At 66.1% G+C, this 11,855-nt stretch carries 14 protein-coding genes; 3 read left to right on the top strand and 11 right to left on the bottom strand.

Going from position 1 to position 11,855, the window contains the following annotated elements; translation table 11 throughout:
* Positions 1 to 158 precede the first annotated feature (158 nt).
* From HV753_RS19215 to HV753_RS19170, 10 genes are all read right to left on the bottom strand, one after another.
* Positions 159 to 878, bottom strand: coding sequence for a tetratricopeptide repeat protein (locus HV753_RS19215; RefSeq protein WP_175176174.1), 720 nt, complete (start codon positions 876 to 878; stop codon positions 159 to 161).
* The gene (gene lipB, locus HV753_RS19210) at positions 875 to 1,513 is read right to left on the bottom strand and encodes a lipoyl(octanoyl) transferase LipB (RefSeq protein WP_175176173.1); all 639 of its coding nucleotides are present in this window, start codon (positions 1,511 to 1,513) and stop codon (positions 875 to 877) included. The genes HV753_RS19215 and lipB overlap by 4 nt, the downstream gene beginning before the upstream one ends.
* 11 nt (positions 1,514 to 1,524) lie before the next feature.
* Positions 1,525 to 1,797, bottom strand: coding sequence for a YbeD family protein (locus tag HV753_RS19205; RefSeq protein WP_175176172.1), 273 nt, complete (start codon positions 1,795 to 1,797; stop codon positions 1,525 to 1,527).
* A 112-nt stretch (positions 1,798 to 1,909) separates the two neighbouring features.
* Positions 1,910 to 2,776 carry a D-amino acid aminotransferase gene (locus HV753_RS19200; protein WP_175176171.1) on the bottom strand — a complete coding sequence of 289 codons (867 nt, stop codon included), beginning with the start codon at positions 2,774 to 2,776 and terminating at the stop codon, positions 1,910 to 1,912.
* 206 nt (positions 2,777 to 2,982) lie between these two features.
* Positions 2,983 to 4,245 carry a D-alanyl-D-alanine carboxypeptidase family protein gene (locus HV753_RS19195; protein ID WP_175176170.1) on the bottom strand — a complete coding sequence of 421 codons (1,263 nt, stop codon included), beginning with the start codon at positions 4,243 to 4,245 and terminating at the stop codon, positions 2,983 to 2,985.
* A 153-nt stretch (positions 4,246 to 4,398) separates the two neighbouring features.
* Positions 4,399 to 5,052 (bottom strand): alpha/beta hydrolase, encoded by a 654-nt coding sequence (locus HV753_RS19190; protein WP_175176169.1) that lies wholly within the window; start codon positions 5,050 to 5,052, stop codon positions 4,399 to 4,401.
* Positions 5,053 to 5,085: 33 nt separating this feature from the next.
* Entirely contained in the window at positions 5,086 to 5,688 is a 603-nt protein-coding gene (locus HV753_RS19185) for an ABC-type transport auxiliary lipoprotein family protein (RefSeq protein ID WP_175176168.1), read from the bottom strand.
* Positions 5,685 to 6,641, bottom strand: a complete 957-nt coding sequence (locus HV753_RS19180; RefSeq protein ID WP_175176167.1) for an MlaD family protein — start codon at positions 6,639 to 6,641, stop codon at positions 5,685 to 5,687. Before HV753_RS19180 ends, HV753_RS19185 begins: the two co-directional genes overlap by 4 nt.
* Positions 6,628 to 7,467, bottom strand: coding sequence for an ABC transporter ATP-binding protein (locus HV753_RS19175; protein ID WP_175176166.1), 840 nt, complete (start codon positions 7,465 to 7,467; stop codon positions 6,628 to 6,630). The genes HV753_RS19180 and HV753_RS19175 overlap by 14 nt, the downstream gene beginning before the upstream one ends.
* A complete protein-coding gene (locus tag HV753_RS19170) occupies positions 7,467 to 8,597 on the bottom strand; it encodes an MlaE family ABC transporter permease (protein ID WP_175176165.1) in 1,131 nt (376 codons plus the stop codon). Before HV753_RS19170 ends, HV753_RS19175 begins: the two co-directional genes overlap by 1 nt.
* Positions 8,598 to 8,693: 96 nt before the next feature.
* Between HV753_RS19170 and HV753_RS19165 the strand changes: the two genes are divergently transcribed.
* Genes HV753_RS19165 through HV753_RS19155 form a run of 3 tightly spaced genes read left to right on the top strand, consistent with a single transcriptional unit; the run spans position 8,694 to position 10,525 of the window.
* Positions 8,694 to 9,545: a biotin--[acetyl-CoA-carboxylase] ligase gene (locus HV753_RS19165; RefSeq protein WP_175176164.1), complete on the top strand. Its 852-nt coding sequence runs from the start codon at positions 8,694 to 8,696 to the stop codon at positions 9,543 to 9,545.
* Positions 9,542 to 10,348 carry a type III pantothenate kinase gene (locus HV753_RS19160; protein ID WP_175176163.1) on the top strand — a complete coding sequence of 269 codons (807 nt, stop codon included), beginning with the start codon at positions 9,542 to 9,544 and terminating at the stop codon, positions 10,346 to 10,348. Before HV753_RS19165 ends, HV753_RS19160 begins: the two co-directional genes overlap by 4 nt.
* 12 nt (positions 10,349 to 10,360) lie before the next feature.
* Positions 10,361 to 10,525, top strand: coding sequence for a hypothetical protein (locus HV753_RS19155; RefSeq protein ID WP_175176162.1), 165 nt, complete (start codon positions 10,361 to 10,363; stop codon positions 10,523 to 10,525).
* Between the two features lie 37 nt (positions 10,526 to 10,562).
* On the opposite strand, the gene HV753_RS19150 is transcribed toward HV753_RS19155, so the two are convergent.
* Entirely contained in the window at positions 10,563 to 11,855 is a 1,293-nt protein-coding gene (locus HV753_RS19150) for a 3-deoxy-D-manno-octulosonic acid transferase (RefSeq protein WP_175176161.1), read from the bottom strand.

Genomic DNA, 11,855 nt, shown 5'->3' with positions numbered 1-11,855 from the left:
GTTCTCACCCTGCACGTAGGATGGGTGTAGCGCGAAAGACCGGAGTAAAGAACCCCGGCATCCATCGCGCGCAACCCATCAAGCGCCGATTGTGCCGTGGCAGGAGGATTATGCCGTGGCAAAAATTGAGAAAAACCCAGCGCAGTTTGATGGGTGTCTCAGCCCTCGTACAACGCCGGAAAGCCGCAGTCCTGCAACATGGCGTTGGCTTCCTTCAAGAACGCTGGCGTGGACGTTTCGGGCACGCGGACCAGCCATTGCACGGCTTCCTCTTTCCTGCCCTGCAACAGCAGCAGGCGGCCCAGGTGGAACATGCCGCGGAAATCGCCGCCTTCAGCGCAGCGCTGATAGCAGTCAAACGCGCGCTCCATGTCTTGCCCAATCACATCGCCCGCTTCGTAGAAGCGTCCGACCACGCCGATCGATTTCACGTGACCGGTCTGCGCCGCCTGTTGGTACAGCGCGAGCGCCGCGGCCTTGTTCTGCGTGACGCCGCCTCGGCCGCCGCGCAGCATGTGCGCATAGTTGTACATACCCCAGTCCAGCCCGCGATCGGCGGCCAGGCGGAACCAGTAGGCCGCCACCGTATCGTCTGCCGTCACGCCCCAGCCGTTCTCGTAGCAGCGGCCCACCATGTTGATGGCCATCGGGTGATCGGCGTTTGCGGCACGCTTGAACCAGGCCAGACCCTCTTCGGGCTGGCGCTCGACGCCCACGCCGTCCAGCAGCATCTGCCCGTAGATGGTCTGCGCTTCGACCAGCCCAAGCTCAGCCGCCGCCCGGATCCAGGCGGCATAGTCCTCGGGCGGCCCTTCGCGCAGGCGAGCCAGTTGTTCCGGGGAGGTTGCGGCTACGTCGGCCGCGCTGTAGGTCTTCATGTCGGTTTCCTTCTGCGGCGCCAGGCATCCGCCAGATTCTGCGCCAGCGCATCACCCACGCTGGTGGGCGCGCGGCGCACGCCACAGGCCGCCATGTCGACGGTGCGCAGCCCTTCGTAACCACAGGGATTGATGCCCAGAAAGGGGGCCAGGTCCATCGCGACATTCAACGACACGCCGTGATAGGCCCGCCCGTTGCGGATCTTGATGCCCAGCGCGGCAATCTTGGCCAGTTCGCCGCCGTCGGGGTCCGGAACATACACGCCTGGTGCGCCCGGCTTGCGGCAGGCGCCCGCGACCCCCTGCTGGGTCAGCGTGTCGATGACGGCGCCCTCCAGCAAGGTGACGTATTCCTTTACGTACATGTCCACGCGGCGCAGGTCGAATAGCGCGTAGGCCATCACCTGACCAGGACCGTGATACGTCACCTGCCCGCCCCGGTCGCAGTGGACGATGGGGATGTTGCCGGGGTTGAGCACGTGCTGCGGCAAGCCAGCCTGGCCCAGGGTGTACACCGGCGCGTGCTCGCACAGCCAGATCTCGTCAGGCGTATCGGCGCCGCGCTGGTTGGTGTACGCCTGCATTTCCTGCCAGACCGGCAGATAATCCGCCGGCCGCGCGAGCCACTTGATCACGGCAATCCTGATTACAGAACGATGGACACCATCGGATGGCCGTGCAGCGCCTGGTAGAGGCTGTCCAGCTGTTCGCGCGAGGTCGCGCGCACGGTGAAGGTCAAGCCCAGGTAGTTGCCGCCCTTGCTGGGACGCATCTCGACCGTGGCGGCATCGAAGCCCGGATCGAACTTCAACACGACTTCAGTCAGCGTCTGCGCGAAGTCGGGATGGTGCTTGCCCATGACCTTGATGGGGAAGTCACTGGGATATTCAATAAGCGATTCTTCGGGCGGAATATGCATGATTTGCCTAGAGTGGTTGTTGCCCCTGAATGTTCTTATATGGGGGCAAACGGCGCATTGGCAAGTGTCCGCTGGGCGATGGACGGCCCTGCGGGCCGCCCAGTACAACGGTTTACAGCGCCGCGATGCGGGCATCATAACCCGCGCGCAATTGCTCGAAAACAGGGCCGGGCTTACCTGATCCGACCGGTTTTCCGTCCAGTGTGACAATCGCCAGCACTTCCTTGGTGGCCGACGACAACATCAATTCGTCGGCGGATTCCACCTCTTCCTGGGTAATTCGGCGGGCCTCGAACGGAATGCCGGCCTCGGCCGCCAACTCGCCCATCAGGCCATAGCGGATGCCTTCCAGGATCAGGTTGTTCTTCGGCGGCGCCAGCAGCTTGCCGCCGGACACCACCCAGATATTGGTGGACGAACCTTCGGTCAGGTAGCCATCGCGGAACTGCACGACTTCGTCGGCGTTGGCGTCCACGGCCTGCTGCTTGGCCAGCACGTTGCCCAGCAGCGACACGGATTTGATCTCGCAGTGCAGCCAGCGTTCATCGGGAATGCTGATGGCGCTCAAGCCCTGGGTACGCTGTGCCGCAGGCGGCGGCGACCACGGCGAAATCATGCCGAATACGGTGGGCGTGACCGGCGTGGCCGGAAACTGGTGGTCGCGACGGGCGACGCCGCGCGTCACCTGCAAGTACACGATGCAGGTATCCAGATTGGTACGCGCCAGCAATTGCTCGATCAGGTCGATCCAGCCCGCCCGATCAAACGGTTGCGCGATCCGCAGGGCGGCCAGACTGCGGTCCAGGCGGTTCAGGTGCTCGGCCATGCGAAACGCATTGCCTTGATACACGGGCACGACTTCGTAGATGCCGTCGCCAAAAATAAAGCCGCGGTCTAGGACGGAGATCTTGGCCTCGTCCACACGCAGGAACTCACCGTTGAGATACACCTGGCTTTCGCCCGGCACGCCCGGAATCATGAGGCACTCCTGATAGATGACAGCCCCTCTCGCCGTGCACGCTGTGCGTGCTTGCGGCCCCAAGGGGGTGTTTTGTCTTGGGACAGCCCGGCCTCAAAAACGATTGGGACGAACCGCTTGGTCCGTCCCAAATGGAAAACGGGCGTTTCGCGCACGAAACGCCCGTTGCTAGCTTACACCCGTGGCCGCGCCCGTGGCGCGTCCGCTTACTGGAACCAGCGCTTGACGGTGTCGACCATGCGGCCGAAGAAGCCGGCGCGTTCGACGGCATCCTGCACCACCAGCGGTTCAGTGCGCAGCACCTTGCCATCCAGCGTGAACTGTAGCGTGCCAACCTGTTGGCCCTTGGCCAGCGGGGCGATCAGCGGATCCGTGCGCTGCGCCACCGGCTTGAGATCACCGGCCTTGCCGCGCGGCACGGCGATCGACACCGGATTGGGCGGGCCCAGCTTGACGTTATCGGCCGTGCCTTCCCAGACGCGCGCATCGATGCCCGGCTGGCTCTTGTCGAACAGCTTCACGGTGTCGAAGTTCTGGAAGCTCCAGTTCAGGAGCTTCAGGCTTTCTTCAGCGCGCGTGGCTTCGCTGTCCGTACCCACGACGACGACCAGGATGCGGCGGTCGCCGCGCACGGCGGTCGAGACCAGGCAATAGCCGGCCGAATCCGTGTGGCCGGTCTTCATGCCGTCCACCGACGGGTCGGCCCACAGCAGCCGGTTGCGGTTGGGCTGGGTGATCTTGTTGTACGTGTAGCTCTTCTGCTTGTAGTAGTGGAAGAAGTCCGGGTGATCGGTGATCAGGTGCGACGACACCGTGGCCAGATCGCGCGTGGAGGTCGTATGCTGCGGGTCCGGCAGGCCGGTCGCGTTCATGAAGTGCGTGCTCTTCATCCCCAGGCGTTCGGCTTCCTGGTTCATCAGTGAGGCGAACGCGGCTTCGCTACCGCCTACGGCTTCGGCCAGCGCCACCGAGGCGTCGTTGCCCGACTGCACGATCATGCCCTGGTTCAGCTCGTCAACCGTGACCGGCTTGCGCGGCTCGATGAACATGCGCGAGCCGCCGGTGCGCCAGGCATGCTCGGACACCGGAACGGTCTGCTCCAGCGTCAGGCGCTTTTCGTCCAGCGCATTGAACACGACGTAGGCCGTCATGATCTTGGTCAGCGAAGCCGGCTCAACCTTCATGTCCGGGTTGGAGGCGGCCAGCGTCTGGCCGCTGTTCACGTCAATCACGATCCACGCCTTGGCCGCGATGGTGGGTGCCGGCACGGCCGATACATCACCCACCGGCACCACGCCCGAGGCCGTCGGAGCCGGCGCCGTGGCGCCTGCTGCGGCGGGCGCAGCAGCGGGGGCCTGTTGTGCCCAGGCCGGCATCGAGGCCGCGAGCATCGCCGACAACACCACGCCGGACAACAAGCGGCGGGTAAAGACAACGGGGGATTGAGCGGAGTAAGGCAAATTCTTCATCGGCAACGTGGGTCCAGGAAAGACGCCCGCCGGCGCGGGGCTAGTGGCTGACAATTATAGGCAGCCGATTGGACCGGCCCGCCCCGCGCGAGGTTCCGCACGCATTTAAAACATGCAACCTGATGCAACCTGCGGCCTGAATGCAACGACGAATCAATCCAGCGCAACCTTCAGGCGCGCTTGCACCAATTGGCGCAGCACCAGCAACTTGCCGTGGAAAAAGTGCGATGCGCCCGGCACCACCACCACCGGAATCGAACGCGGGCGTGCCCAGTCCATGGCTTCGGACAACGGCACGACTTCGTCTTCTTCGCCATGCACCAACAGCGTATCGTCAGGGACTTGCACCTCGTGCGACTGGAAGCGGTTCACGGCCGGCCCCATCAGCATCAGCGCCGACGGCAGCACGGGCTCGCCCGCCTCGGCCAGTGCCGAATACGTTTGCGCCGCCACCGCCGTGCCGAAGGAAAACCCGGCCAGCACCCACGGGGCCTGCGCCAACTCAGGGTGCAGCTCACGCATCTGCGCCACGACCGCCAGCATGTCTTGCGTCTCGCCCACGGACTTGTCGAACGCACCTTCCGACAGGCCCACGCCGCGGAAATTGGGGCGAACCGCCACCAGCCCGTGCTGCACGCAGGCACGCGACAGGGTCGTCACCACCTTGTTTTCGCGCGCGCCGCCTTGCAGCGGATGCGGATGCAAGACCAGGGCCCAGCCTTGCGGAGTGCCCGCCGGCCAGTCGATGGCGCAATCGATGCGGCCGGCAGGTCCGGCAAAGGCGTGGGTATCAGTACGTGCGGACATGGATGGGCTCAGCGTGCAAAAAAGGAAGGAATGTTAACCGCCCGGCTTGGCGGCCGATGACTTCAAGGCCACGGCCAGCCATTGCGCCAACTGGTCGGCGGCATCGTCACTGGCCTGCCGCAATGCGGCCACACCGCCTGCGGCGTCCTGCGTCGGCGCCGGCGCCTGTGTCGCAATGCGCGTCTGTCCCACGACCGTGCGCCCGCTGACCAGCACCGCTTGCAGCAAGACCTGCCCTTGGCTGGACTGGCCATCTTCGGCGTACACCTGCTCGAATTGGGTCAGCGACACCTGCAACTGCGGCGTCTGAAGATTCACGCGATCCGTCAGCACGGGGCCTTGGCGCGACAGGCGGTCGGTGATGCGCTGGCGCACCAGTTCCGCGGGGGATGAGGCCCATCGGAAGGTGGCATAAGCCTTGGGCGCGGCGCTATCGCCCACCCGCCAGATCATGCGGGTGTCCGACAGGACAGGCACGGCCTGGAACGTCAGCGCAACCGGCTCGCGCGCGGGCAGCGCGGGCACGGGTTTGCTATCCAGCCCCAGGTCAAAGACCGAGGGCGGCGCCCCCACACGGCCGATGCCGCACCCCGCCAAGGCCAGGGTCAAGATCAGAATGGCGCTACGCATTTTCATTTGGGCTGTCTCCCGAAGCCTGCAAAACCGGCTTCGCCGGGTCCAGGCGCAACAGGCGCCGGGCCGAACAAGAAGGATTGCGGCGTGCTGTCCACACGGCGCAGAGTAGTGGTCGCACCCCGCGCGGCGGCGCTGACGTTGGTGGCCATGTTGGTGACGGCGGGCAGGGTTTCACTGTCCAGCCGCGCGGCGGCCAGGGCGATGTCGTTCAAGCTGCGCGTGGCCACCGCCAAGGGGCCGTTGGGCGCATTCAGTTGCGCCAGCGCCTGCCGCGCCTGTTGCGCCAGATCGCCCACTTCACGCGCGGCGCGGTCTGCCTGGCGCGAGGTATTGCCCAGCGAATCGAGCAGCGGACCCAGCTTGGCCATCGTGGGCGCCAGGTCGCGACTCGCTTCCTTCAACGATTGCGTGATGTCAGTGGCGTTCTGGAGGCTGGCGGTCAACGCCTGCACGTTCTGTTCGCTCAGCACGCGGCGCAATTGCTCGGTGGCTTCTTCCACGTTCGAGATCAGCTTGCCGCCACGCTGCTCGATCCGATCCAGGAAACCCGGGCGCAGCGGAATGGCGGCGGGATGCTGGGCCGACGACGCCAGGCGCTTGAGCGACGTGCCGTCGTCGCGCAGTTCCACGTTGGCCATGCCCGTCACGCCCTGCACGCCCAGTTCAGCCCACGTCGATTCGGTGATCGGCGTATTCGGCGCCACACCGATGCGGATGCGCACTTGGCCCGGCTTGTCCGGATTCAGCGCCAGCGACTGCACCTTGCCCACCGGCACGCCCTGATAACGCACGGCCGACTGCGGATTCAACCCGCTGACCGCCGTGGCCGACACGATTTCGTATGTTTGCAGTTTGGTCCGGTCCCGGCCGATCCAGACAGCCACCAACGCGGCGGCGGCCAACAAGACCAGCGTAAAGATACCGGCCATGAGCGCATGACTACGGTTTTCCATGATGCAATCCCTTCGGCGCCAAATCCCCAAGCGCGCGCAAACCGCGTTCGCCCAGGAAGAATGTGTGAATGAACGGGTGATCAACCTTCAGTACTTCCGGCACCGTATCGCACACGATCACCCGCTTGTCCGCTAGCACGGCGACGCGCGTGGCCAACGCCAGCAGCGTGTCCAGATCGTGCGTCACCATGACAACGGTAAATCCCAACTGCCGGTGCAGGCTGCGCACCAGGTCCACGAATTCGTCCGACCGCAATGGATCCAGGCCAGCCGTGGGCTCGTCCAGGAACACCAGTTCGGGGTCCAACGACAGCGCGCGCGCCAACGCCACGCGCTTGACCATGCCGCCGGACAGGTCCGACGGCCGCTTGCCAGCGTCCTGCGCCGACAGGCCCACCATTGCCAGCCGGCACATGACGACATCGCGCACCAGGTCCTCCGGCACCGTGCGCAACTCGCGCAGCGGCAAGGCCACATTGTCGAATACCGACAACGCCGAGAACAACGCCCCCGCCTGGAACAGCATGCCCCAGCGGTACGACAGGCGCCTGCGTTCACTGGGCGACAGATCGAACAACGAATGCCCCAACACTTTCACGATGCCGGCCGCAGGCTGGTCCAGGCCGATGATTTGGCGCAGCAAGACGGTCTTGCCCGTGCCCGACCCTCCCACCAATACCAGGATTTCGCCCGGGAAGACGGTCAGGTCCAGATTGTCATGGACCACGTGGTCGCCGAAAGCCGTGCGCAATCCCCGCACCGAGATGACGGGTTCGACCGTGACGCTGTCGTCGGTGAATAACCGGTGTTGGGCGGCGCTGCTCATCAGATGCCCACCGAACTGAAAATGATGGCGTAGAGCGCGTCCAGCAGAATCACGCCGGTGATCGACGTGACGACAGAGGTCGTCGTGCCGCGGCCCAGGCTTTCGGTGTTGGGCTGGATGCGCAGGCCAAAGTGGCAAGCGATCAGCGCAATCAGGATGCCGAAGGTCACGCCCTTCAGGATGCCAATCCAATAATTCGTCAGGGAAATGGCGTCAGGCAGCGAGGTCAGGAACCATTGCGCCGAGACGCCCAGTTGCATCTGGGCGGCCAGCATGCCGCCCAGGATCGCCATGGCGTCGGTCCAAAGCACCAACAGCGGCATGGTCACTGCCAGCGCCACCACGCGCGGCAGGATCAACCGCTGCCCGTGCGAAATGCCCATGACCAGCATCGCGTCCAGCTCCTGCGTCACCCGCATGACGCCAATTTGCGCCGTGATGGCAGACCCAGATCGGCCCGCCACCAGGATGGCCGCCAGCACCGGCCCCAGCTCGCGCACGATGGATACGCCCAAGAGCCGCACGATGAAGCGGTCGGCCCCGATCATCTGAAGCTGCTGCGCCGACAGGTACGACAGCACCACCCCGATCAGGAAGCCGACCAGCGCCGTGATGCCCAGCGCCTGCGCGCCCGTGCGGTACACCTGCGCCGAAATCTCGCGCCAAGGGCCCAGTCGCGGACGGCGCAACATGCCCCCGAAGTCCAACATGAGTTGGCCCAGCATGATCAGCAGCGCGCGGCCATTCTCGGCGCCCCGGAAGAGCGAAGCGCCCAGTGCCCGCACCCAGCCCCAGGATTCGGCCTTGGGTTCGGGCGCGCGGGCGCCGCCCTTGTTCATGGCCAGCGCGTTGAAAACGTCCTGCTGCCCGGCCGCCCAGCGCACCCGCTCGGGCAGCTTTTCGCCCCAGGCCTGCCAGATCAGCAAGGCCCCGATGGTGTCCAACCGGCTAATACCGTGCAAATCCCAGCGCACGCCGTCTTGGGCGGCGCGGGCCATTGCCGACCGCCGGCGTTCGACTTCGCCCGCCTCGGCCAGGGCCAGGACGCTCCAGTCGCCCGCCACATGGCAGACGTTCCCGTCTTGGCGGAACGGCGCGGCGGCGGACGCGGGTGAAGCAGTTTGCGGCATGTAGACGGGGGACCGATGCAAAATGTATCGCTAATCATAAACGCTTGAGGGGACGAAAGGCCGCGAGGGCCGGCCGTGTGCCCTACAATCGCCGCCATGTCCGATCACGTTCGCCCAATCGACCTGCCCGCGCCAGAAGCCCTGGTCCGGGAGCTAGGCTCGCGCCTGCCCGTATTCCAAGACATCGCCTGGACAGGCTCCACCGGGTCGACCAACGCCGACCTGCTGGCTCGTGCGCGTTCGGGCGCTGGTGCCGGCAAGCCCTGGCTGCTAGGCACCCATTTGCAGGAAACCGGCCGAGGCCGCGCCGGACGCCCCTGGCAGAATCGATCGGGCTCCACACTGATGTTTTCGTGTGCCTTCGACGTGCATCTGCCCGCCGCGCAACTACCCGCACTGTCCCCGCTGGCCGGTGTCGCTGCTTGTGAGGCGCTGCGCGCCGTCGCCGGCCCCGAAGCCCGCGGCCTATGCATGAAATGGCCCAACGACATCCAGTGGCATGACGCCAAGCTGGCGGGCGTGCTGGTGGAGACCACCCGCAATCCCGGCGGCCGCGAGGCCGGCTACACCGTCGTCATCGGCATGGGCGTGAACCTGATCGATGCCGCGCAGCTGTCCCGGACGCTGGGCCGCGAGGTCGCCGACTGGACCCAGGTGCAGGCCCATTCGCATCGCCTATCCACCGCCGCCGACCTGGTCTGTGCCAGCGCGACGGCCTGGCACGAAGCGGTCCAGACCCTGGAACGCGAAGGATTCACCGCATTCAGGCAGCGCTTCAACCACGTGGACGCCCTGGCCGGCCGCATGGTGAACGTGCTGGAGAAAGGGGATATCCTGCTTAGCGGCGCCGCCTGCGGTGTGGACGAGCAAGGACGCCTGCTGGTGCGCACGCCCGAGGGCGCCACCCCGATTTCGGTCGGTGAAATTTCGATTCGACGCCAAGCATGATTATTCTCATCGACTCCGGTAACAGCCGTCTCAAGGTGGGTTGGCTGGACGCCAGCAACCCCGACATGCCGCGTGAACCGGCGGCGGTCGCCTTCGATGGCCTCGACCTGGACGCGCTGGACGGCTGGCTTGCCGCCCTGCCGCGCCGCCCGATTCGCGCGCTGGGCGTGAACGTGGCGGGCGAAGCTCGCGGCACGGCCATCGCCACCATTCTGCAAAAACACGGCTGCGCGGTTGCCTGGTCGCCCTCGCAAGCCACCACGCTGGGCCTGGTCAACAGCTACCGCGTGCCGACGCAACTGGGCGCGGATCGCTGGGCGTCGCTGCTGGGCGTGCTGTCGCGCCTGCCTGGCGCGCATCCGCCCTTCGTTCTGGCCAGTTTTGGCACCGCCACGACGATCGATACCGTCGGCCCCGACAACGTGTTCGCCGGCGGGCTGATCCTGCCCGGCCCGGCCATGATGCGCACGTCGCTGGCCCATGGCACCGCCAACCTGCCGATCGCCAACGGCCAGGTCGTGCCCTACCCGGTCGACACCCACGAGGCCATCGCCTCCGGCATCGCCGCAGCCCAGGCCGGCGCCGTCGTGCGCCAATGGCTGGCTGGCCGCCAGCGCTATGGCCAAACCCCGCAGATCTATGCGGCGGGCGGCGGCTGGCCCGAGGTGCATCAAGAAATCGAACGACTGTTGGCGGATGCCGGCGGCGCGTTCGGTGCCGCGCCCGTACCGGTCTATCTGGATCACCCCGTCCTGGACGGATTGGCTGCGGTTGCCCGCGCCACCCTGGACGCCAACGCCTGAGCGAGGCCCGCCATGCGAGTGCTCTTCATCCTGATCCTGCTGGCGAATTTGTGGGTCCTGGCGCTGGGCCAAGGTTGGATTGGCGTGCGTCCGGAGGACGAAGGCCGCGACACCCGACGCTTCAGCCAAGAGCTGAATCCAGGCGCGGTGACGTTGGTGCCGCGGAAAGCGCCGTAGGCGCTTCCCCCTGGGCAAGCCCGCACAGACCGCCGAGTCAGCCCAGCCAGGGCGCCAGTGCGTCCAAGGTGCGCCGGGTGGCGCCTGCATGTGAGTCGAACCAGGTCCGCGCCGCCTGACTCGCTGCCTGCCGGCGGGGCGTATCGGCAAGCAGCGCCATCGCGCTGTCCACCGCCTGCCCCGTATCCGCCACACGCAAGACCGCGCCTGCGGCGATCGCATCTTCCGCCGCCTGCTTGAAATTGAACGTGTGTGGCCCGACGATGGCGGGCACGCCGGCTGCGCAGGCTTCGATCAGATTCTGACCACCCAGTGGCGCGAAGCTGCCCGCGACGATGGCCACGTCCGAGGCCGCGTAATAGAACGCCATTTCGCCCAGCGTATCGCCCAGCAGCACCACTGTATCCGAAGCGGGCTCGGCCCCTTCGGAACGCCGCACGAATGTCAGCCCCGCATCCGCTAGTTGACGGGCCGCCTCGTCAAAGCGCTGGGGATGGCGTGGAATCAATAGGAATAGCGGCGCGTCCGGCGCCTGGAAAGTAGCGGCATGCCGCTTGATCGCGGCGATGAACCCACTGTCTTCGCCCTCGCGAGTGCTGGCCACGGCAAGCACCGGCCTGCCCAGCCGCGTCCGCCAGGTCCGTCCCGCCTGCACCTGCAGCGCCGGCAAGACCAGATCGAACTTCAAGTTGCCCGTCACAATGGGTGCCGGCGCTCCTGCCTGCGACAACCGTGCCGCATCCTCGGCAGTTTGCGCCAGCACCTGATCCAAACCGGCCAACGCTTCGCGCATCACGCTACCCATGCGACCTGCCTGACGCAGGGACGATGCCGAATACCGGGCGCTGACCAAGGCCATGGGCACGTGCGCGCGCCGGGCAGCGGCCAACAGGTTGGGCCAGATCTCGCGTTCGATCAACAGACCGCAGCGGGGCCGATAGTTGCCCATGAAACGGCGGGTCGCGCCAGGAAAATCGTACGGTAGCCACGTCTGACGAAGTTGCCCGCGAGCGATGGCCTCCGGAAACAGGCGTCCGCCCTCGGCGCGGCCGGTCGCCGTCATATGGGTCAGCAACACCGGCAGGCCACGATCAAGCAGCGCCTGCAACAGCGGTTGCGCAGCGCGCGTCTCGCCCAGGCTGACGGCGTGCACCCAGACGGGCGCCGTCCAGGACGGAAAAGAGCCGGGACCCGATGGCGTGGCATGGCCGAATCGTTCGGGGGAGAAGATTCCCCACTGCCCGCCCGCGCGCTTGGCGCGGCGAGCCATCCACAGCCATACCAGCGGCGACAATGCCCGAAGCGCCAGAGAATAGACGCCGCGGTTCAT

The sequence above is a fragment of the Achromobacter pestifer genome (assembly GCF_902859625.1).
GTDB classification, from domain to species: domain Bacteria; phylum Pseudomonadota; class Gammaproteobacteria; order Burkholderiales; family Burkholderiaceae_B; genus Achromobacter; species Achromobacter pestifer.
The sequence above is the reverse complement of the archived record's forward strand: the minus strand, read 5'-3'. Positions and strand labels throughout refer to the sequence as shown.

Coding starts and splice junctions, on each gene's coding strand:
- HV753_RS19160 (WP_175176163.1), top strand. CDS start 9,542: ATGATTATTCTCATCGACTCCGGTAACAGCCGTCTCAAGGTGGGTTGG.
- HV753_RS19170 (WP_175176165.1), bottom strand. CDS start 8,597: ATGCCGCAAACTGCTTCACCCGCGTCCGCCGCCGCGCCGTTCCGCCAA.
- HV753_RS19205 (WP_175176172.1), bottom strand. CDS start 1,797: ATGCATATTCCGCCCGAAGAATCGCTTATTGAATATCCCAGTGACTTC.
- HV753_RS19165 (WP_175176164.1), top strand. CDS start 8,694: ATGTCCGATCACGTTCGCCCAATCGACCTGCCCGCGCCAGAAGCCCTG.
- HV753_RS19190 (WP_175176169.1), bottom strand. CDS start 5,052: ATGTCCGCACGTACTGATACCCACGCCTTTGCCGGACCTGCCGGCCGC.
- HV753_RS19150 (WP_175176161.1), bottom strand. CDS start 11,855: ATGAACCGCGGCGTCTATTCTCTGGCGCTTCGGGCATTGTCGCCGCTG.
- HV753_RS19185 (WP_175176168.1), bottom strand. CDS start 5,688: ATGAAAATGCGTAGCGCCATTCTGATCTTGACCCTGGCCTTGGCGGGG.
- HV753_RS19200 (WP_175176171.1), bottom strand. CDS start 2,776: ATGATTCCGGGCGTGCCGGGCGAAAGCCAGGTGTATCTCAACGGTGAG.
- HV753_RS19155 (WP_175176162.1), top strand. CDS start 10,361: ATGCGAGTGCTCTTCATCCTGATCCTGCTGGCGAATTTGTGGGTCCTG.
- HV753_RS19195 (WP_175176170.1), bottom strand. CDS start 4,245: ATGAAGAATTTGCCTTACTCCGCTCAATCCCCCGTTGTCTTTACCCGC.
- HV753_RS19215 (WP_175176174.1), bottom strand. CDS start 878: ATGAAGACCTACAGCGCGGCCGACGTAGCCGCAACCTCCCCGGAACAA.
- HV753_RS19180 (WP_175176167.1), bottom strand. CDS start 6,641: ATGGAAAACCGTAGTCATGCGCTCATGGCCGGTATCTTTACGCTGGTC.
- HV753_RS19175 (WP_175176166.1), bottom strand. CDS start 7,467: ATGAGCAGCGCCGCCCAACACCGGTTATTCACCGACGACAGCGTCACG.